The 20,018-nt window shown below is 51.5% G+C and carries 19 protein-coding genes and 2 tRNA genes; all 21 read right to left on the reverse strand.

Translation table 11 applies throughout. The features are described 5' to 3' along the window. Nucleotides 1-360 precede the first annotated feature (360 nt). The 21 genes from lysS to yabN all read right to left on the reverse strand — a co-directional run bounded on the left by lysS (nt 361) and on the right by yabN (nt 20,017). Nucleotides 361-1,851: a lysine--tRNA ligase gene (gene lysS, locus KNP85_RS14875; RefSeq protein ID WP_029594415.1), complete on the reverse strand. Its 1,491-nt coding sequence runs from the start codon at nt 1,849-1,851 to the stop codon at nt 361-363. 147 nt (nt 1,852-1,998) lie between these two features. Then, nucleotides 1,999-2,937, reverse strand: coding sequence for a tRNA dihydrouridine synthase DusB (dusB, locus tag KNP85_RS14880; RefSeq protein WP_232819639.1), 939 nt, complete (start codon nt 2,935-2,937; stop codon nt 1,999-2,001). Nucleotides 2,938-3,016: 79 nt separating this feature from the next. After that, nucleotides 3,017-3,520 carry a 2-amino-4-hydroxy-6-hydroxymethyldihydropteridine diphosphokinase gene (folK, locus tag KNP85_RS14885; RefSeq protein ID WP_021068198.1) on the reverse strand — a complete coding sequence of 168 codons (504 nt, stop codon included), beginning with the start codon at nt 3,518-3,520 and terminating at the stop codon, nt 3,017-3,019. Continuing rightward, nucleotides 3,517-3,882, reverse strand: coding sequence for a dihydroneopterin aldolase (gene folB / locus KNP85_RS14890; protein ID WP_021068197.1), 366 nt, complete (start codon nt 3,880-3,882; stop codon nt 3,517-3,519). Before folB ends, folK begins: the two co-directional genes overlap by 4 nt. Continuing rightward, the gene (folP, locus tag KNP85_RS14895; protein ID WP_214803855.1) at nt 3,875-4,660 is read right to left on the reverse strand and encodes a dihydropteroate synthase; all 786 of its coding nucleotides are present in this window, start codon (nt 4,658-4,660) and stop codon (nt 3,875-3,877) included. Before folP ends, folB begins: the two co-directional genes overlap by 8 nt. Then, the gene (locus tag KNP85_RS14900) at nt 4,657-5,487 is read right to left on the reverse strand and encodes an aminotransferase class IV (RefSeq protein WP_214803857.1); all 831 of its coding nucleotides are present in this window, start codon (nt 5,485-5,487) and stop codon (nt 4,657-4,659) included. Before KNP85_RS14900 ends, folP begins: the two co-directional genes overlap by 4 nt. Next, on the reverse strand, nt 5,471-6,055 hold the full coding sequence (gene pabA, locus KNP85_RS14905; protein ID WP_021068194.1) for an aminodeoxychorismate/anthranilate synthase component II: 585 nt from the start codon (nt 6,053-6,055) through the stop codon (nt 5,471-5,473). The genes KNP85_RS14900 and pabA overlap by 17 nt, the downstream gene beginning before the upstream one ends. After that, on the reverse strand, nt 6,052-7,431 hold the full coding sequence (locus KNP85_RS14910; protein WP_214803859.1) for an anthranilate synthase component I family protein: 1,380 nt from the start codon (nt 7,429-7,431) through the stop codon (nt 6,052-6,054). Before KNP85_RS14910 ends, pabA begins: the two co-directional genes overlap by 4 nt. Nucleotides 7,432-7,525: 94 nt before the next feature. Beyond that, on the reverse strand, nt 7,526-8,479 hold the full coding sequence (cysK, locus tag KNP85_RS14915; protein WP_021068192.1) for a cysteine synthase A: 954 nt from the start codon (nt 8,477-8,479) through the stop codon (nt 7,526-7,528). A gap of 86 nt (nt 8,480-8,565) precedes the next feature. Further along, entirely contained in the window at nt 8,566-9,492 is a 927-nt protein-coding gene (gene hslO / locus KNP85_RS14920; RefSeq protein ID WP_051627654.1) for an Hsp33 family molecular chaperone HslO, read from the reverse strand. A 20-nt stretch (nt 9,493-9,512) separates the two neighbouring features. Next, on the reverse strand, nt 9,513-10,277 hold the full coding sequence (locus tag KNP85_RS14925) for a type III pantothenate kinase (RefSeq protein WP_021068190.1): 765 nt from the start codon (nt 10,275-10,277) through the stop codon (nt 9,513-9,515). A gap of 94 nt (nt 10,278-10,371) precedes the next feature. Further along, nucleotides 10,372-12,399 (reverse strand): ATP-dependent zinc metalloprotease FtsH, encoded by a 2,028-nt coding sequence (ftsH, locus tag KNP85_RS14930; RefSeq protein WP_021068189.1) that lies wholly within the window; start codon nt 12,397-12,399, stop codon nt 10,372-10,374. A 105-nt stretch (nt 12,400-12,504) separates the two neighbouring features. Then, the gene (gene hpt / locus KNP85_RS14935) at nt 12,505-13,050 is read right to left on the reverse strand and encodes a hypoxanthine phosphoribosyltransferase (protein ID WP_021068188.1); all 546 of its coding nucleotides are present in this window, start codon (nt 13,048-13,050) and stop codon (nt 12,505-12,507) included. A 35-nt stretch (nt 13,051-13,085) separates the two neighbouring features. Further along, entirely contained in the window at nt 13,086-14,315 is a 1,230-nt protein-coding gene (tilS, locus tag KNP85_RS14940; protein WP_214803860.1) for a tRNA lysidine(34) synthetase TilS, read from the reverse strand. 68 nt (nt 14,316-14,383) lie between these two features. Beyond that, nucleotides 14,384-14,455: transfer RNA gene (locus KNP85_RS14945), tRNA-Glu, on the reverse strand. 9 nt (nt 14,456-14,464) lie between these two features. Next, a tRNA-Met gene (locus KNP85_RS14950) sits at nt 14,465-14,541 on the reverse strand. A 142-nt stretch (nt 14,542-14,683) separates the two neighbouring features. Next, nucleotides 14,684-17,086, reverse strand: coding sequence for a YhgE/Pip domain-containing protein (locus tag KNP85_RS14955; protein WP_214803862.1), 2,403 nt, complete (start codon nt 17,084-17,086; stop codon nt 14,684-14,686). Between the two features lie 211 nt (nt 17,087-17,297). After that, entirely contained in the window at nt 17,298-17,837 is a 540-nt protein-coding gene (locus KNP85_RS14960) for a S1 domain-containing RNA-binding protein (protein WP_021065739.1), read from the reverse strand. Nucleotides 17,838-17,912: 75 nt separating this feature from the next. After that, nucleotides 17,913-18,287: an FtsB family cell division protein gene (locus tag KNP85_RS14965; RefSeq protein ID WP_021065740.1), complete on the reverse strand. Its 375-nt coding sequence runs from the start codon at nt 18,285-18,287 to the stop codon at nt 17,913-17,915. 45 nt (nt 18,288-18,332) lie between these two features. Next, a complete protein-coding gene (locus tag KNP85_RS14970) occupies nt 18,333-18,605 on the reverse strand; it encodes an RNA-binding S4 domain-containing protein (protein ID WP_021065741.1) in 273 nt (90 codons plus the stop codon). Next, complete coding sequence (yabN, locus tag KNP85_RS14975) at nt 18,602-20,017, reverse strand: bifunctional methyltransferase/pyrophosphohydrolase YabN (RefSeq protein WP_021065742.1); 1,416 nt, start codon at nt 20,015-20,017, stop codon at nt 18,602-18,604. Before yabN ends, KNP85_RS14970 begins: the two co-directional genes overlap by 4 nt. Nucleotide 20,018 lies beyond the last annotated feature (1 nt).

Consider the following 20,018-nt stretch of genomic DNA (forward strand, 5'->3'; position numbering starts at 1 on the left):
CGTCCTGAGCCAGGATCAAACTCTCCAAAGAATTTGATATAGCTCTTTAAAAATGACGAAGCTTGCGCTTCATTCAAAAATTGTAAAACTTTTTTTGCCTCATCGTTCAGTTTTCAAAGTTCGTCTGTCGCTCATTGGCGACTCTTAAAATAATACAAGTCATCGACACAGTTGTCAACCACTTTTTTTATTCTTTTCCGCTGCCATCAGCGGCAACGTTTATTACTTTACCGCATCCCTAAATAGAACGCAAGACTTTTTGCAAAAGTTTTTCTAAAAAAGTTTTTAGTCTCTTTACACCGGCAACATTCTCCATAGAAAAACCTCTCGTCTGTAAGAACGAGAGGTTAAAATGATTCTTTACTGTTGGTGTCTCATCGTCGGGAACAATAGAACATCACGAATCGATGGTGCATTCGTCAACAACATGACGAGGCGATCGATTCCGATTCCAAGACCGCCCGTTGGCGGCATTCCGTATTCGAGTGCCTCAAGGAAATCGTTATCCAATTCATGGGCTTCGTCATTCCCTGCTTCTTTCTCAAGAAGTTGAGCTTCGAAACGCTCACGCTGATCAATCGGATCATTCAATTCCGTGAAGGCGTTAGCATGTTCACGACGAACGATGAACAATTCAAATCGATCCGTGAAGCGTGGATCTGTATCGTTCTTTTTCGCCAATGGCGATACTTCGACAGGGTGACCGGTGACAAACGTCGGTTGTAACAATGTTTCTTCGATTTTCTGCTCAAAGAATTCATTGACGATGTGACCGAATGTCATATGGTCTTGAATCTCGACACCGTGCTCTTTTGCAAGCGCACGTGCATCTTCATCAGACATCTGTTGCCAGAAATCGACGCCTGTTTCTTCTTTAACCAAGTCGACCATGTGCGCACGTTTCCAACCGACAGCCAAATGAATCGTATCTTCTCCATATTGAACGTCCGTCGTGCCAAGAACTTCTTGGGCTACGTGAGCTACGAGTTCTTCTGTCAAATCCATGATGTCATTATAGTCCGCATACGCTTCATACAATTCAATCATCGTGAACTCTGGGTTATGACGTGTTGAGATCCCTTCATTACGGAAGACACGGCCAATCTCATACACGCGCTCGAGACCACCAACAATCAAGCGCTTCAAATGAAGCTCGATGGCGATCCGCATATATAATTCCATATCAAGTGCATTATGGTGCGTCAAGAACGGACGGGCCGCCGCTCCACCTGCGATTGTATGCAACATCGGCGTTTCGACTTCCAAGTAACCGCGATGGTTCAAGAAATTCCGAATTTCCGAGATGATCCGGCTACGCAGAATAAACGTTTGACGCGAATCGTTATTCGTAATTAAATCCAAATAACGTTGACGATAGCGTTGCTCAACATCTTTTAAGCCATGATATTTATCAGGAAGCGGACGAAGTGCTTTTGTTAAGAGTTCGAACTCTTCAACATGAATCGACAATTCGCCGACGTTCGTCTTGAACAGCTTCCCTTTCACCCCGACGATGTCACCAAGGTCAGATGATTTGAATAAATCGAACGGTTCGTCACCTACGTCATTTTTACGCACGTAGATTTGGATTTGTCCTGTGACGTCTTGGATGTGGGCAAAGAAGACTTTCCCTTTTCCACGTTTCGTCATGATTCGTCCGGCAAGCGTCACTTCGACGTCTTGTTCGGCCAAGGCTTCTTTTTCAATTGCCTCATATTGTTCATGTAATTCACCGGCGTGGGCAGAACGTTCGAACCGACGTCCGAACGGGTCAAGCCCTTGTTCACGCATCTCGGTCATTTTTTCAAACCGAACCTGCATTTGGTCATTCATTTCCAACTCGTGACTCACTACTCCATTCACTCCTCTATACGTATTGGGGATGTTCCTAATAAAAAACTGTCAGCCTCACGGCCAACAGCACAGCCTAAACCGTTTGCTTGTGTGGTTCACTTTTTCGCCAAACAAGCTTACCACAAATCAATTTTTTTCACTAGTTCACACTTCTTGCATTTGTCGCTCGAGCTGTTCCACAAAATGATACAACACGATGCCAAAAGCATCTCGCGATTCCGTTTCGTTGATTTGCTTCCGAACCGGGCCGCTGCCTTTCAACCCTTTCAAGTACCACGCCGCATGTTGACGCATCTCGCGAACGGCCGTCACTTCTCCTTTGATGGCAATCAAGCGATCGAGGTGCAACATACAGATGTCGATTTTTTCACGCGCCGCTGGTTCTGGCGGAAGTTCACCCGTCTCCAAATACTGCACCGTTTGATACAGCATCCATGGGTTACCGAGCGCTGCCCGTCCAATCATGACGGCATCGACACCATAGTGATCAATCGCATGTTTTGCTTCTTGAGGTGTCGAGATATCGCCGTTACCGATAATCGGAACCGTCGCAATCTTCTTGGCTTCGCCAATCCAATCCCAGTTTGCGGTTCCTTCATATTGTTGAGACCGCGTACGACCATGAATCGCAATCGCCGCCGCTCCTCCGGATTGAGCCGCCCGAACATTGTCGAGAATATAAATATGGTCTTCGTCCCAACCGAGGCGCATTTTGACCGTGACCGGCTTATCGACCGCATTCGAGACGGCGTTCACCATCTCGTAAACTTTGTCCGGGTCGAGCAACCATTTGGCACCCGCCTCACACTTCGTGACTTTCGGGACTGGGCAACCCATATTGATATCGATGATGTCCGCATTCGTGTTTTGATCCACGTACTGGGCCGCTCTGACGAGTGTGTCTTTCGAACCTCCGAAAATCTGAAGGCTGAGCGGTTTTTCCCGTTCATCGACGTACAGCATCCGGAGCGTTCTTGCGTTCTCCAATAAAATCCCTTTATCGCTGACCATTTCAGCACAGACGAGTCCCGCGCCAAATTCTTTAGCGATCAAACGAAACGCAGGGTTTGTCACTCCGGCCATCGGGGCAAGGACGGCGCGGTTCTTTATATCGATGTTACCAATTTTGAACCCTGACACTTCTCCACTTCCTTTGCTAACGTTAAACCGAGCTGACCAATGATTGTAACGGCCCCAGACGGACGACATCTTGTCGTTCCGACGCAGGAAGGGCTTCTAGCAACGCCCGCACCGTCATTCCCTTTACCTCGACCGCCGGAGCAATCTCCGCGAACGGGGCAAGGACAAAAGCGCGTTCATGCATCCGTGGATGCGGAACAGTTAACTGCTTCGATTGTATATCTTCGCTGTTATAGACCAAGATGTCAAGGTCGATTGTACGCGGTCCATTCTTGAATAGTCGTTCTCTCCCTAGGTCCCGTTCAATCTGTTGGAGTTGAAGCAAGGCCGCTTCCGCAGAAAGCGACGGCTCGACTTCGACGACCATATTATAGAAGGATGGCTGATCTGTGTATCCGACCGGTGCCGTCTCATATACGGATGACTCTTTCGTCACCTGAAGACCGTTTACCGCCATCGCTTGAATCGCTTCTGCCAGATAGTTGGCACGCTCCCCAATGTTCGAGCCCAGCGCTACGTACATCATACGTTCCGTCTCCGTGTCATCTCAATTGCGACTGAGTCATAATGACCCGGGATGGGCGGGTCCGGCTTGATCACTTTGACGGTGACGCTTTGAATCTTGTCGCTGTGGGCCAAGACAGCCGTCGTGATGCGCTCGCCTAGCGCCTCAAGTAGATTGACCGGCTCCCCGGTGACGATGTCTTCCGTCAATTGATAGAGACCGGCGTAGCTGACCCCGTCTGATAAATCATCCGATTGTCCAGCCGGCGCCAAATCCAACTCACACATCAAATCGATGTTAAACCGTTGACCGAGTCGATTCTCTTCTGCAAACACACCGTGATAGCCGTAAAAACGCATCCCATTCACAAACATCTTATCCAATTTGTCCGCCTCCCAGCATCGCGTCCATCATGAGTGACGCTCGTTTATTCTCTCGTACGTCATGGACCCGAATCCACGCACAGCCTTTCATGATGCCTAGACACGTCGTCGCCAGTGTCCCTTCCAGTCGTTCTTCGGTCGGTAAATCAAGCGCTTGCCCGATAAATGATTTCCGCGACGTTCCGAGTAACACCGGATAACCGAGGTTCGTGATCACGTCGAGTCGATTCATCAACTCCATGTTTTGCGCATAGTCTTTCGCAAAGCCGATTCCCGGGTCTAACCAAATCATCTCATCCGGCACACCTGCCGCTTGAGCGATTTCAATCGATTCATACAAGTCACCGACGACCTCCTCAATGAAATGGCCATAATTTCGATTGTCGCGATTGTGCATCAAGATGATGGGAACGTTAAACGCCCGTGCCACTTGTGCCATCGATTGATCGCCCCACTTCGAGCCCCAGACGTCATTGATGATATCGGCCCCGGCTTCTAATGCTGCCTTTGCCACCATCGGTTTGTACGTATCGATCGAGATGAGCACGTCGAGCTCTTGCTTCAGTTGACGAATGACAGGAACGACTCGCTCGATTTCTTCTTCCGCCGAGACGAACCGGGCTCCCGGCCGTGTCGATTCCCCGCCGATATCAATCGCGTCCGCTCCGTCTTGAACGAGTTGCTTGGCGTGAGCGACCGCCTGTTCGAGCGCCGTATACCGTCCTCCGTCCGAAAACGAATCCGGTGTCACATTTAAAATTCCCATGATTTTTGTCATCGCGTTTCTTCCCTCTCAATCGCATGCAACAATACAGACCAACATGCTTTAAATTTTGCCCCGTCTTTTCCTGGATAGCTGTTCCCGGCATAGTCTGTGACCGGAGCAATCTGTTGAACCGAATTGGTCAACCAAATCTCGTCTGCCTGTGCAAGTTCCGCAAACGTCACATCACGTTCCTTCACATCAAACGTATCCATCACCCAACGTCGCGTGACCCCAGCCAGAGGTCCCGTCGCGAGCGGCGTCGTCCAAAGTTGGTCAGCTTCGGCCCAGAAGATATTCGAGACAAGCCCTTCCACGACATGTCCTGAGTCATCGGCGAACAGTCCTTCCGCCTCCCGATCAACAAGCATGCGCTTCCCTAATATATTGTTCATATAATGATGGGATTTTAAGCGAAATGCCGCTTCGGGCCGACTTCTTGGAAACGGGATGGCTTCCAGCCGTTTTTCCGTGGGCTGGAACGATTCCGGTAACGGCTTGACGAGCAGTGTCACGTTTGGACGAGTGTAGCGTCCGTCGTAGAGTCCAAGTGGCGCCACCCCCGCGGATACGTTCAAGCGCACATACAGGTTCGGGGTCCCGTTTTGACGAACGACGTCTTGAATCGCCTGCTCCATCTCTTGTTTCGTATACGGTAAATCAATCCATAGTTCCGCTAAGCTCTTTTCGAGACGTTCCCAGTGAAGATCAAACAAGAACGGGATGCCATTGAACGTTCGAAACGTCTCGAATAGGCCCATCCCATATAAAAATCCGTGATCTTCCACCGGAATCTTTACTTCAGAGCGGCCCCGAAGTTCGCCGTTATGCCAAAGCCACATGACGATACACCTCGACGAAATTACGAATCATGTCTTTGCCGTGTTCTGTCAAAATCGCTTCCGGATGAAACTGCACCCCTTCAATCGGTAACGTTTCATGCCTGAGTGCCATAATCTCTCCTAGGCCCGTCTCGGCCGTGACTTTCAAGCACGACGGTAAGGTATCTCGTTCGACCGCGAGCGAATGGTAGCGTGTCACGATTGTCTGTTGCGGGATGCCGTTAAACAGCGTGTTTCCGTCATGTTGAATCGCTGACGTCTTACCATGCATGAGCCGCTCGGCATGGACGACTTTTCCGCCGAACGCTTGAGCAATCGCTTGATGTCCGAGACAGACGCCAAGAATTGGGATGCGACCGGCAAACGCCTGAATCGCATCGATGCTGATACCCGCCTCACTCGGTGTGCACGGACCAGGCGAAATGACGAGATAACTTGGGGCGAGCGCTTCAATTTCCTCGATCGTGATGTCATCGTTACGACGGACGACGAGTTGTTCACCGAGCTCCCCAAAGTATTGAACTAAATTGTATGTGAACGAGTCATAGTTATCGATGAGTAAAATCATACCGTCGCCTCCGTCATTTCTTTCGCCGTCCATAGCGCTTTCGCCTTGGAAAGTGATTCGGCGTACTCCGCTTCAGGATCCGAATCAATCACAATCCCGGCACCAGCCTGAACATGGGCGATTCCGTCCTTCACGACCATCGTCCGAATCGTGATGTTGAACACGAGGTCATCATCCCAACTAAGCCATCCGTATGAGCCGGTGTAAATCCCACGCCGGACCGGTTCGAGTTCCTCGATGATTTCCATCGTCCGGATTTTCGGCGCCCCGGTGATGGTGCCGCCCGGGAACATCGCGCCGAGTGCTTCGGCTCCCGATACGCCGTCCCGCATCAAACCGCGCACGTTCGAGACGATATGTTGGACGTGCGAGTATTTCTCGATGACCATCAGCTCATCGACATGCACTGTCCCGTAAGCCGCGACTTTGCCCAAGTCGTTTCGTTCAAGGTCGACGAGCATGACGTGTTCGGCCCGCTCTTTCTCATTGTCGAGCAGCGTCCGAGCCAGTTCCAGATCTTCCGCCTCATCCCGGCCTCGCGGTCTCGTTCCGGCAATCGGGCGGGTCGAGATGGCGGCGCCATGTTTCTCGAGCAACAGTTCCGGCGAAGCCGACACCATCGTGAGCGAGTCGTCCACGAAATAACCCATATATGGTGAAGGGTTCACTTTCCGGAGCGTGTCGTAGATGTGACGCGGGTGTGCGAGTAGTGGTTCCGATTGCCGGACGCTCAAGTTCACCTGAAACACATCGCCCTCGACGATATAGTCTTGAATCTTTTGTACCGCCGTCACGAAGTTCTCTTGTGACAATGAACGTGAACGTTCGAGCGTTCCGCTCGCGACCTGTGGGAACGCATAGTGCGTCTCAGTGTGCCAGTGGGCGACAAAGCGATCGAGTTTCACTTCTAACCGATCGTCCGTCGTAACGAGCATATATAAAAGTGATTCTTCTTCATCGAAGACCGCTACTTCATCGAACAGCAAGAACGAGACGTCCGGTGTCGCCAAATCGTCTGCCGCCTGCCGCGGTAAACGTTCGAGCGTTCGGGCTACATCATAGCTCACATAGCCGATCATCCCGCCAAAAAACGGGGGAGCACCTGCTGGTCGATCGGTGGCGTAGCGGGCTCGCACCATTTCGACGATGTCGAGCGGCTCACCGTGCATCGTTTCTGTCACATCAGAGGTGATGAACGTCCCGACCCCATCTTTCACGTGAAGCGTAGCGAACGGCTCAATCCCGGCCATCGTATAGCGGCCGACGCGTCCGCTCTCTAACCACGCATAATGCTTCTTTCCTTCCGTCAATGTCATATATGTGTCGTACATCTTCTCTTTTGTCATACTCATGGTTTTGAACGCTGTTTGTCTCACGCCACATTCCCCCGTTCCACTGATTCATGCCTCTAATTGTACACAAGAAAAGGCAGTTACCGAAAGAAGTTGTCTCCCGGTAACTGCCGTTTGTTTACGAGCGTACGCTATCTGATTCTTCATCGAATTGATAGAGCGGTGTGCTGAGGTAGCGTTCTCCGTTTGACGGGATGATTGCCAGCACGTTTTTCCCTTTGCCGAGACGTTTTGCCGTATCGACAGCCGCTGCAATCGCCGCCCCAGATGAGATGCCTCCGAGCACGCCGTTCGTTTTGGCCGCAAGACGTGCGTATTCGAACGCCTGATCGGTCGTGATTTGAAGGACACCTTCATAAATCTCCGTATCTAGAATCGACGGGATGAACCCGGCCCCGATTCCTTGGATTTTATGCGGGCCTGGTTTACCACCCGACAAGACCGGTGAATCGACCGGTTCGACCGCTAGGATTTGAACGTTCGGATAGTGGGCTTTCAACACTTTACCCGCTCCCGTGATTGTTCCACCTGTCCCGACGCCGGCGATGAACGCATCGACTTGAAGGCCTGACGCATCGAACGCGTCGACGATTTCAGGTCCCGTCGTCATCTCGTGCACGTTCGGGTTGGCTTCATTGTTAAACTGCTGCGGGAGGAAATAACCGTTTTGTTCAGCCTCTTCCGTCGCACGGCGAATCGCTCCGCCCATCCCTTCAGGACCCGGCGTCAAAATGAGTTCGGCACCGTAGCCACGAAGCAAATTGCGACGTTCCATGCTCATCGTTTCCGGCATGACCAAAATCGCTTTATAGCCTTTGGCCGCACTGACCATGGCGAGACCGATTCCCGTGTTCCCACTGGTCGGTTCGATAATCGTATCTCCTGGTTTCAAGACCCCTTCTCGTTCAGCCGCTTCAATCATAGCGAGCGCAATCCGGTCTTTTACGCTAGAGCCCGGGTTCATATACTCCAATTTCAAGTAAACCGTGGCATCTTCAGCGCCAGTCAATCCATTCAACTTCACAATCGGTGTCTTTCCAATCAAGTCTGTTACTGAATCTACGATACGCATTTCATTTCCTCCTCCATAATTCCGACTATTCCGATATTGTAATCATACCCTATCAGATTCAAAATATGCAATTTGGAGTAAAGCGGTCAACGTGCTTGTTGTTTCATCGTTTCTAATTGTTCCGCCGAGAAGTGGTATTTCTCGCCGCAGAAGTGACAAACCGCTTCAGCGCCGCCATCCTCTTCAATCATGTGACGAATCTCTTCGGCACCGAGCCCGATAATCGCGCTTTCCATACGGTCGCGGCCACATGTGCAATTAAATTGAACCGGTTTTTGATCCAACACTTCGAGGCTGTCGCCAAGGAGCATATGGAGCATTTCTTCCGGTGTTTTCTCTTCACCGATGAGGACCGACACTGGCGGGAACGTCTTGAGCGCCTGTTCAAGCGCTTGAATCGTCTCTTCTGACGCATCCGGCATCAATTGAACGATAATGCCACCGGCCGCAAGAATCGATTCATCTTCTGGAAGGACGAGCACACCCGCACCGACGACTGACGGTACTTGTTCTGACGTCGCAAAGTAGTACGTGAAGTCTTCGCTAATCTCACCCGTTTGAATCTCAGACGAGCCGCCGACAAAGTCTTTCAAACCGAGGTCTTTAATGACCGAGATCGTCCCGCGTCCGACGGCTTCACCGACTTTCAACTTTGTCAAACCGTGATCATTCACAAACGTGCCGCCTTCGACACGAGGATGTGACACGTAACCGCGCACGTCACCCGCCGTATCGGCATCGACGATGATTTTCCCAATCGGTCCATCGCCTTCGACTTTGAGCGTCACGCGAGCGGCGCCTTTTTGCATCGCACCGATCATCGTCCCGATCGTCATCGTGCGACCGAGCGCTGCTGAAGCGACCGGTGTCGTCTGGTGACGGAGTTGCGTTTCAAAGATTGTTTTTGTCGTCCGGACGGCAAACGCGCGGACTTCCCCGTTGAACCCGAGGGCACGGACGAGGTAATCGGCTTTCATTTGGTCAAGTAATGCTTGTTGTTCTGGTTGAATCATATCGAGTAACTCCTTTAAGTTTATTTCTGGTTGCGCTCATAGATGAGACGAAGCCCATCGAGCGTCAAAAATGAATCGACGACATCAATCGTCTCTGCATGCTCGCTAATCAAACGCGCGAGACCGCCCGTGGCAATCACGGTCGCTTCTCCGACTTCACGCTTCATACGACCGACAATGCCATCGACTTGTGCGACATAGCCGTAATACGTCCCGGACTGCATCGCTTGAATTGTATTTTTCCCAACGACCGTAGGCGGTGTCGCGAGCTCGATGCGCGGCAGCTTGGCCGCCCGTTGATAGAGCGCCTCGACCGAAATCATGATCCCCGGTGAAATGATGCCTCCGTGATAACGGCGGTTCTCATCAATATAGCAGTACGTCGTCGCCGTTCCGAAATCGACGATGATGAGCGGTCCATCATACTTGGCAATTCCAGCAACCGCGTTGACGATGCGGTCCGCTCCGACTTCACGCGGATTATCAACATGAATGTCGAGACCGGTTTTTACGCCGGGTCCGACGACAATCGGTCGGACGTTAAAGTAGCGCTGCGACATCTGCTCGAGCGGAAAGATGACCGGCGGAACGACCGAAGACAGAATCACACCGTCAATCTGATCGAATGAGACGTTCGAATGATCGAACAGTGATTTCACGAGCATGCCGTATTCATCGGTCGTTTTCGTGCGGTCTGTCGAGATGCGCCAATGATGGACGAGTGTCTCGCCGTCATACATCCCAAGGACAATATTTGTATTCCCAACATCAATCACTAAAATCATGATAGCGTTCCTCACTTTGTTGTCAATTACAGTTCGCTCGAATTATAACACGAAAAAAGACGAATGCCTTGTTTAGGGCATTCGTCTCTTACACTTACCGTGATTCGTTGTTCGGGCGTTCCGTCGGTGTCGCTTCCGGCTTATCGCCTTCAGGGACAACATCCGGCTTCGCTTCTTGAACGACTCCAGGCTGATCGATGACTTGTCCGTGCTTGACGGCCGCCTCATCTTTCTTCGCTTCGTCGCTTGCATCATCTTTCGATGGTTCAGACGGCTCTTCCGGTTCGTGCGGAAGATATTCGCGCGTCTTAATCAAGTGACGAATCTGTTTCGAATCGAGCGTCTCGACTTCGAGCAACGTCTTCGCGACGAGTTCGAGATCGTCTCTACGATCCGTCAAGATTTGTTTCGCTTTCGCGTAACAACGGTTGATGATATCACGAATCTCGAGGTCGATGTCTTGTGCAATCGCATCCGAGTAGTTCTGTTCCGTTTGGAAGTCACGGCCAAGGAAGACTTGTCCACCATGGTTTGACCCAAGTTGGAGCGGCCCGAGCTTGTCGCTCATCCCGTAATCCATGACCATCTTCCGGGCGATACCAGTCGCACGTTGGAAATCATTGCTTGCTCCTGTTGACACTTCACCGAAGATGACATCTTCCGCCACGCGGCCCCCGAGGAGACCGACGATTTTATCTTCAAGCTCAGGTTTCGTCATGAAGTAGCGATCTTCTTTTGGAAGCATGACGACATAGCCGCCTGCGTTACCGCGAGGAACGATCGTCACTTTATGCACTTCATCTGCATTCTCAAGTTCAATCCCGATAATCGTATGACCCGCTTCATGATAGGCGACGATTTGTCGTTCTTTCTCCGAGATGACACGGCTCTTCTTAGAAGGACCGGCGATGACGCGGTCAATCGCTTCCTCGACATCCACGACTGATACCGCTGAACGGTCAGACCGGGCTGCGACGAGCGCCGCTTCGTTCAATAAGTTTTCAAGGTCAGCACCTGAGAATCCAGGTGTCCGCTGCGCAATCGACTTCAAGTCGACTGTCGAATCAAGTGGCTTGTTGCGGGCGTGAACTTTGAGGACTGCTTCACGGCCTTTAACATCCGGACGATCAACCGTGATTTGACGGTCAAATCGACCTGGGCGAAGAAGGGCCGGGTCAAGAATATCCGGACGGTTCGTCGCGGCAATCATGATGATCCCTTCGTTGTCACTGAATCCATCCATCTCGACAAGAAGTTGGTTAAGCGTTTGTTCACGCTCGTCATGTCCACCACCGAGGCCAGCGCCACGTTGACGTCCGACCGCATCGATTTCATCGATAAAGATGATACACGGTGCGTTCTTTTTCGCATTCTCGAACAAGTCACGTACACGTGACGCCCCGACACCGACGAACATTTCGACGAAGTCAGAACCTGAGATTGAGAAGAACGGTACACCGGCTTCTCCTGCAGCTGCACGAGCGAGCAATGTTTTACCTGTTCCCGGAGGACCGACAAGCAAGACACCTTTCGGAATCCGTGCCCCGAGTTTCGAGAACTTACGTGGGTCTTTCAAGAATTCAACGACTTCGATGAGCTCTTGCTTCTCTTCATCCGCTCCGGCAACGTCTTCAAACGTCACACGGCGCTTCTCTTGATCGTATAATTTCGCCTTCGATTTCCCGAAGTTCATCACACGACCACCACCACCGCCACCTTGGGCTTGGTTGAGCAAGAAGAAGAATAAGATGAAGATGATGATGAACGGTAAGATCGCGAATACGATGCTGAACCAGCTACCACTCGACTCTGCTTCTTCGATTTGGATGTCGGTATCCGCGCGAAGTGACGAGAGCACTTCGGCGTATTCGGCCTCGTTGGCCGGGATATTCGTTTCAAAACGCTGATCTTCGTCTCCTGTTAGATCTCCTGTAATTGAGATGGCTCCCGGAATTTCTTGTACGGTTGCCGTTTCAATCCGACCTTCTTCCACATATTCCAAGAACTTCGAATACGTAAGCGTCTCGCTCTGGCTATTCGGGTTTTGTAAATATTGAAGGAACAAGATCAAGGCTAGGAAAATCACACCGAAAACTAAGGTGTTTTTCACTGCACGATTCATTCTCTGCCTCCTATTCCGAGAAACGATGTTCTCGCCCATTCAGTATATGTGTATACTTTGGGTATTTCTTTTATCTTAACACGACGCATTTTCAAAAGAAAAACGTTAGCCCCCGTAAATGCTCGGCTTGAGCACACCGACGTACGGAAGGTTACGATATTTCTCTTCGTAATCGAGACCATAGCCGACAACAAACTCGTGCGGAATAACGAAACCGCTATAATCTGCCGACAATCCGTTCTTGCGGCCCGTCGGTTTATCGAGAAGCGTCACGATTTTAACCGATTTGGCTTTGCGGTACTTGAGCAGGTCGACGAGATAGCCGAGCGTGAGTCCACTATCAATGATATCTTCTACAATCAAGATGTCGCGTCCTTCTACAGATGTATTTAAATCTTTCTCAATTTTAACTTCACCCGTCGATGACGTTCCGCCATGGTACGTCGACACGTCCATGAAATCCATTTCTAAATGGATGTCCATTTCTTTGACGAGGTCTGACATGAATGGCATCGCACCTTTTAACACGCAGACGAGGAGTGGAAACTCTTCTTTATATTCTTCGCTAAGTGTTGTAGCGAGTTCTTTCACTTTACCTTGAATCTCTTCGCTTGAAATCAGTACTTTCTCCATATCGTTCATTAATGACATCTTAAAATCCTCCTCTTTCTTATCCGACACAATCATCATTTTACCATTAATCGTGGGCACATCGCACCCGACTTATCCGGAAAATCGGAAACTCTTACCCCTACTATAGCGATAATCCGTCCCGTTGCGTCAACTACCAATGGGACAAAAGGCCGTTTTTCTCGCGGAATCTTCGCATCAATGAAGATGCGGGCGACTTTTTTCGTCCCGATGGACAGTTTCATCGCGTCCCCAGCCTCGACAGAGCGGATGATCAACGGCAACTCGATCGCCTCGAGCGGGATGCCGTCCGTATCATCCTCAACGTCTAGTGAGAATAATGAAGTCCCGAACACTACATGCGCTGGGAAGGTCGTTACCACTTGTTTGTGTGGGGCTAGGAGCGATTGACCAGTTGCCTGTAACGATAAGAGCCCGTCTTGTTTCCGCAGGCCCCATGACCCCTCTAAGTCGAAGTGGCCAGAACCTTGGGCACTCGTTAACAGACGGTCGATCGCGGTCCCCACCTCTACCCCGTAGCGCATTGATAGCAGGCGCCCGACGGTGTATCGTTCGACAGGATTTAGACACATCAAGTTATCCGATTTCACGTGAAACGCTTTCATCTCGAGTCGCACGTTGTCCTGGATCCAATTCTCCATCTGTCGGTAGCGGGTCCGCCACAATTCGCGTTGATGCCGAGCTGTTTCGCTCACAACTTGAACAAGATCCGGTTGCGACGCGAGGAGCTGGGGCACGATCTGATGCCGCAATTGATTGCGCAAATATTCGGTCGTGGCGTTGCTCGCATCTTCTCTCCATTCAAGTCCGTATCGTTTGGCATAGGCAATCAGTTCCCGCTTCGGTTCCGATAAGAGCGGACGAACGAGTTCTCCTCCTGCGAACGGACGACGCTCATGAATCCCCGTCACTTCGACGACGTTACGCTGCAGTTGAATGAGGACGGTCTCGAGTTGGTCATCCGCGTGATGGGCCGTCATCAGTTGTGTATAGCCGAACTTCTGCATAACCTGTTCAAAGAACGCATATCGTGCCGTCCGGTAACTCGCCTGCGAACCGCCGTTCGGGAAAGCGAGCCGCTTGCCATGAAATGGCACGTCGTACTTGTCGGCCAAACGTCGCACAAATTCATACTCTTCATCCGACTCGGGACGCAGTCCATGATGGACATGGGCCACGCCCACTTCCATACCGTTCCGAATGACCCGATCCAACAAGACGACCGAATCGATTCCACCGGACACGGCAACCAATACTCTCGTCATCCGTCCGCCTCCTTGATATAACAAAAGAAGCCATCTCGAGTGAGATGGCTTCTTTTCGCTTAGGTAAGTGACCCGTACGGGATTCGAACCCGTGTTACCGCCGTGAAAGGGCGGTGTCTTAACCGCTTGACCAACGGGCCTAAATAAAATGGTAGCGGCGGAGGGAGTCGAACCCACGACCTCACGGGTATGAACCGTACGCTCTAGCCAGCTGAGCTACACCGCCATGTTATTGTTGTGTCCTAAGCACATTTTCTATAATAACCAGTACCCACGCCAGTGTCAATTCTTTTTTAAAAGTTTTTTCACAAAAAAATCGTGTATAGTGTCGTCTTATCCACTATACACGATTTTCAGTTCGTTGTGCATCACGCTTCTGACGTCGTCAGCCGATATTTTTTCTTCCAAGCGATGCGGAAATATCCCCATAGCAGGAAGAAGCAAGCGGTTGAGACGAATGCCAAATAGATGATTGCTTGTTGCAGGTAGCTCCAGCCGTCCGCTGACAAGATTTCTTTATAGCCCGATACGGTGTATGTCATCGGCAACCAAGCGTTAAACGGTTGGAGGGCGCTCGGAATCAGTTCGAGCGGGAACGTTCCAGCCGACGTCGTCAATTGAAGAATCAATAAGACGATGGCGACGAAACGGCCCGGATTTCCGAGCGTCGTGACGAGTAGCTGCACGATTAAGAGGAACGTGATGCTGACGAGCCAACTGAATCCGAAGAACTGGAGCGGCGCCTCGACTTCAAGTCCGAGCAACATGACCATCGCCACATCCAAGACGAGCGCTTGAATAAATCCGATGACGAGCAACACACCTGATTTTGAGACGAGCCATGACAGGCTGCGTTTCGGTTTTCCAGCCGGATCGTACAGCGGATAGACAATCGAGAGCAAGAGCGCCCCGACGAATAGTCCGAGTGACATGAAGTACGGTGCAAAACCCGTTCCGTAGTTCGGGACTTTGTGAATCGATTCGTTGACGACCGTGACCGGTCCGGCCATCATGTCGACGTTATCGTCTCGGATGTCGATCGCGGCCGCTTCGGCCCCATCGGCGAGCGCGTCCCGTAACTTGCTGTTACCAGCCGCAAGTTCGGACACTCCGTCTGCGAGCTGGTCGCTACCTGACTGGAGGTCTTTACCGCCCTCTGCCAAACGTACAGCCCCGTTCGCGAGTGTATTCGTGCCCGCGCCGGCGCTCTTCGCCCCGTCCGCGAGTTTCGAACTCCCCTCTGACAAGGCCCCCGTCGCCTCGGTCAACTGCGTACTGCCGGACGCGAGTTCGGCGGTCCCGTCTTTCAACGCTCCGACGCCGGCGTTTAAGCGATTGCTTGCCGAAGCCAACTCTTTCGAACTCACGGCTGCCGTTTGCGCCCCTTGTTCCACTTGTGTCGACCCATCCGCCAACGCCTGTGCCCCGCTTGCGAGCTCGGCTTGTCCGTCACGTAACGTCACCAGTCCCGAAGCGAGTTCATTGGCACCAGCCTCTGCTTGCGTCAATCCGTCACCGAGCGCGGCCTGTCCTTCTTTCACACGCGTCGCTCCCGTGGATAGTGCATCGAATCCAGCGGCCGTCGCTGTTTGACCTTCCGCCAATTGGGCCACAATCGCCTGTAGCATCTCTGGTGAAGCAGGTTGCCCTGCCTCGACGAGTGCTGACAGCTGGGTCATCAACTGATCTTGACTGGCCAACATTTCTGTCTTCATCTGACCGATTCCGGCCACGAGTTCCGTCTCTCCTGCCATCAAGGCGGCATTTCCTTCTTTCGCCGCCGTCATCGCGGCCGCCAATTCATTTGAACCGGCACTCAATTGCTCACTGCCGTCCTTCGAACGCTGAATCCCGGCCGCGAGTTGTTGAACGCCTTGATTGAGAGAAGCCGTCCCGCTGTGCAATTCCTCCAACTTCGAGGCGAACGTGTCTGTCCCTTCGACAAGTTGGCTCGTTCCGTCTTGAAGGGCAGACGCCCCTTCATTCACTTGACGTGCCCCGTCTGATAAGGCGGCGCTACCTGCATAAACTTGCTGGCTTCCCTTCGCCAATTCCGTCGTCCCTGTCTCGAGTTGGGCCACACCTTCATTCAACCGACTCGCCCCGTCAGCCAATTCTTGTTGTTTTGAAGCGAGCAATGCGGTCCCGTCGGCCAATTGGGTCGCCCCCTGTTCGGCCGTCTGCGATCCATCTGCTAGTTTTCCCGCCCCAGCCGCCGCTTCATCGAGTCCAGCAGCGGCATCTTGAATCCCGTCACGCATCGCACTGACGTACTGTTTCGCGACTTCGGTCGACAGTTCACCTTTCACTTGCTCCATCGCGGAACCGCCGATTTGAGCCGCTAAAAAGTTATACGATTCATTGGCAATATATTTGAGTTCGAGCTTCTCAGGTTGTTCGCTGAGCGCCGTCGTCGCTTTTTCTGAGAAGTTTGCCGGAATCTCAATCGCCATGTAATAGTCATGATCGTTCAACCCTGACTCGGCTTCTTGTTTCGTCGTCTCGATAAATTCGAACGCCTCAGACGTCTTTAACTTCTCAACGAGTTCGTCCCCGACGGCAAGTTGCTCCCCGTCGAACGTCGCTCCCTGGTCTTCGTTCACGATCGCCACCGGCAAGTCTTTCATCTGTCCATACGGATCCCAAAACGCCCATAAGAACATCCCGGCATACATGAGCGGCACGAGTGCGACCGCGAGAATCGGGACCCAGACCCGAGGATTCTTCCCGATGCTTCTCCATTCCGCCAACCACAGTTTCCATCCATTCATTTTCATTCTCACCTTTCACTTATAAAACATAACTATTTTTTCATGTTCCCTATTGTGCTCGCTTCCTCGAAAAAATGCAACCCTTTTTAGTTATTTTTCATAACAAAAAAGAATCAAAAAAAAAACCACAGACTATAAAAGTCTGTGGTTCGTCGTCTTCTTGAGGAAGACCGTCTATCGTTACGAGTAGAAGCTGATGGTTTACGAAGGGTTACCCGCGCTTGGCTCCACGTCCACCGCGTTTTGAGTCGGTTTGACGTTTTAACGTCGTCAAGCGCTCGTCGCTGTCTTTCAAGAACTTGCTCATCAACGTATCGAACGTTTCTGGTTCACGGCGTACTTCACGACGTCCGCCGCCACCACCACGTGGACCGCCACCGCGTGGACCGCCGCCACCGCGTGGGCCACCTTGTCCTGGACCACCTGGGCGTGGACCGCCTTGACCCGGGCCGCCTGGGCGTGGGCCACGAGAGAAACGCTCGCCGGCTGGACGCTCTGGACGTTCACTGACAGGGCGATCGACGGCCTTTTTGATAGACAACCCGATTTTGCCATCTGTTTCGACGTTCAAGATTTTGACCGTCACTTCTTGACCGACCGTTAGCACTTCATTGATGTCTTTGACGTAAGAATCTGCCACTTCACTGATGTGCACCAAACCCGTTTTGCCATTTGGAAGTTCTACGAACGCTCCGAAATGCGTAATCCCTGTAACCTTACCTTGTACCTTGCTTCCTACTTCAATTGACATAAAATAATGTACTCCTTTTTTTGATTGATTCCCTACAATTATACGAGTCGATTCGTCAACGGTCAACGAACCCACTTATTCCTCTGGTGAGAAGTAAAAAATAATCTCGCCATCTTTCGAGAACAACAGCTCGTTGCGCGCTAGATTGGCGATGTATTCTTCGTCTTGTAAACGCTCGACCTGCTCTTTCAGTTCTGATTGTTCGTCCTTCGTTTCCCGAAGTTCGACTTGCGCTTCATTTTGTTTCCGTTCTTGCTCGGACACATATCCGACTTTCGAGAAGTAACTTTGACCGATGAAGACAACCATTAACAAAAAGAGAAGTGAGGCCGCAGCCAGGCGGCGTCGAAGATGGATACGTCGCCGGTTCTGTTCTTTTTCCAGCTGTTCTCTCCGTTCATCAAGAGCCCGAATCCGCTGTTTGCGTTCCATCGGGTTACGTCCATTCATCGAATCACCTTCCTCCTGTCCTGTTACGTTCAGTATACCTTTTTTTTACGCTTCCGTACCACTGTTCACCTTTTCTTCTTTGAGCAAGCGGTACATTTCTTTCGCATCCTCTTTGCGGGCATGCTCGGCAATCGAGTCAATGACGACCGTGACGAGCTTGTTCCCGAATCGAATTTGTAACTCGTCACCGACTTTGACGTCGGTGCTCGCTTTCGCTACTTGTCCGTTCAATTGAATCCGGCCTTGGTCGGCGACTTCTTTCGCCAACGTACGCCGCTTAATCAAGCGGGATACTTTCAAAAACTTGTCTAGTCTCATAATCCCTTCTCCTTCGCTTCATCCCAGAGCCGATCCATCTCTTCGAGCGTCATCTCTTCGAGGGAGCCGTTCGCTTCAATGTATTCGAATCGTCTCTTAAATTTTTGATTGGTTCGTTCGAGCGCCTGCTCGGCGTTCAACTTGAAATAGCGCGCCACGTTGACGATTGAGAAGAGGACATCCCCAAGTTCTCGTTCATCTTCAGGCTGACTTCTCCACTCGTGGAGTTCTTCTTCCAATTTCTCGAACGCACCTTGAACATCGTCCCATTCGAAACCGACTTGCGCAGCTTTCTTCTGCAATTGCTCGGCCCGCATCAAACCAGGTTGCGTCATGAGAACTCCATCTAGCTGCGATTTTCTCTTTTCCCCTTTTTCCACTTGTTTAATCGCATTCCAATTCGTCACCACTTCATCGGCATCATCGACCGTCACATCCCCAAACACATGAGGATGACGGCGGACCATCTTCTCACTGACGGTGCCAATGACGTCTCGAATATCAAAATAGCCTTCGTCCGCTCCGATTTGGGCGTGGAGCATGACTTGAAGCAACACATCACCGAGCTCTTCGACAATCGCATCATCGTCTTCCGTATCGATTGCTTCAATCAATTCGTACGCTTCTTCGAGCAAATATTTACGGAGCGACTCATGCGTCTGTTTCCGGTCCCACGGGCAGCCGTCCGGACCGCGGAGCGTCGCAATGATGTGCTTCAGCGTCGAAAATTCGCGCGCCAAATGCGTCTCGTCCGTCAACGGCGGCACATAGAGCGTCGTCAAGTTGTCGACTTCTGCCACGCGGTCCATCTCATAGAGCGGGATTTCACTGACCCGCTCATGTTTTGTCCCAGCGGCTGTCACGAGTTTGACGATATGCTCATCCGGATATCGTTCCATCAATTGGACTTTCACGTCTCCGGCCACGAACCCGTCATACACTTGACCAATCAATACGTGTTGAGTCACTTGAATCCGTTCGACATCGAGCGCCGTCGCATCGAGTAATTGGAAGCCGTTGATTGGATCGATGCGGAGGGCTTGGAACATGGCGTCCAAAAAGCTTTGACCGCCGAGGAACGTGACGTCCGCACCTTGTTCGACGAGCAACTCGACCGTCCGCTCCGCCACGAACGGATGTCCCGGTACGGCATAGGTGATGGCTAGCTCTTCACTCTTTTCAAGCAACGTCTCAACGATTTGTCGGTAGACGTCCTCGAACGTGTCACTCGCTTCGTAAATCGCATCAAACGATTCGAACGTCACGCCTTCCGCCTCAAGTTCGCTGACGACAGGGTGTTCTTTCGTGCGCAACCAAACGAGCGGTTGCTGCTTCAAATGACGATAGACACCGAGCGGTAGTTGATCAAGTTCGCCAGACCCGAGGCCGACGACCGTAATTCCGTAACTCATA

It is taken from the genome of Exiguobacterium sp. s194, assembly GCF_018618275.1.
GTDB lineage: Bacteria > Bacillota > Bacilli > Exiguobacteriales > Exiguobacteriaceae > Exiguobacterium > Exiguobacterium chiriqhucha.

Coding starts and splice junctions, on each gene's coding strand:
- KNP85_RS14955 (WP_214803862.1), bottom strand. CDS start 17,086: ATGAATGGATGGAAACTGTGGTTGGCGGAATGGAGAAGCATCGGGAAG.
- KNP85_RS14900 (WP_214803857.1), bottom strand. CDS start 5,487: ATGTGGCTTTGGCATAACGGCGAACTTCGGGGCCGCTCTGAAGTAAAG.
- dusB (WP_232819639.1), bottom strand. CDS start 2,937: ATGGCCGGAGTGACAAACCCTGCGTTTCGTTTGATCGCTAAAGAATTT.
- KNP85_RS14960 (WP_021065739.1), bottom strand. CDS start 17,837: ATGTCAATTGAAGTAGGAAGCAAGGTACAAGGTAAGGTTACAGGGATT.
- KNP85_RS14925 (WP_021068190.1), bottom strand. CDS start 10,277: ATGATTTTAGTGATTGATGTTGGGAATACAAATATTGTCCTTGGGATG.
- KNP85_RS14970 (WP_021065741.1), bottom strand. CDS start 18,605: ATGAGACTAGACAAGTTTTTGAAAGTATCCCGCTTGATTAAGCGGCGT.
- yabN (WP_021065742.1), bottom strand. CDS start 20,017: ATGAGTTACGGAATTACGGTCGTCGGCCTCGGGTCTGGCGAACTTGAT.
- pabA (WP_021068194.1), bottom strand. CDS start 6,055: ATGATTTTACTCATCGATAACTATGACTCGTTCACATACAATTTAGTT.
- KNP85_RS14965 (WP_021065740.1), bottom strand. CDS start 18,287: ATGAATGGACGTAACCCGATGGAACGCAAACAGCGGATTCGGGCTCTT.
- folP (WP_214803855.1), bottom strand. CDS start 4,660: ATGACAAAAATCATGGGAATTTTAAATGTGACACCGGATTCGTTTTCG.
- ftsH (WP_021068189.1), bottom strand. CDS start 12,399: ATGAATCGTGCAGTGAAAAACACCTTAGTTTTCGGTGTGATTTTCCTA.
- tilS (WP_214803860.1), bottom strand. CDS start 14,315: ATGACGAGAGTATTGGTTGCCGTGTCCGGTGGAATCGATTCGGTCGTC.
- hslO (WP_051627654.1), bottom strand. CDS start 9,492: ATGATTCAACCAGAACAACAAGCATTACTTGACCAAATGAAAGCCGAT.
- folK (WP_021068198.1), bottom strand. CDS start 3,520: ATGATGTACGTAGCGCTGGGCTCGAACATTGGGGAGCGTGCCAACTAT.
- hpt (WP_021068188.1), bottom strand. CDS start 13,050: ATGTCATTAATGAACGATATGGAGAAAGTACTGATTTCAAGCGAAGAG.
- cysK (WP_021068192.1), bottom strand. CDS start 8,479: ATGCGTATCGTAGATTCAGTAACAGACTTGATTGGAAAGACACCGATT.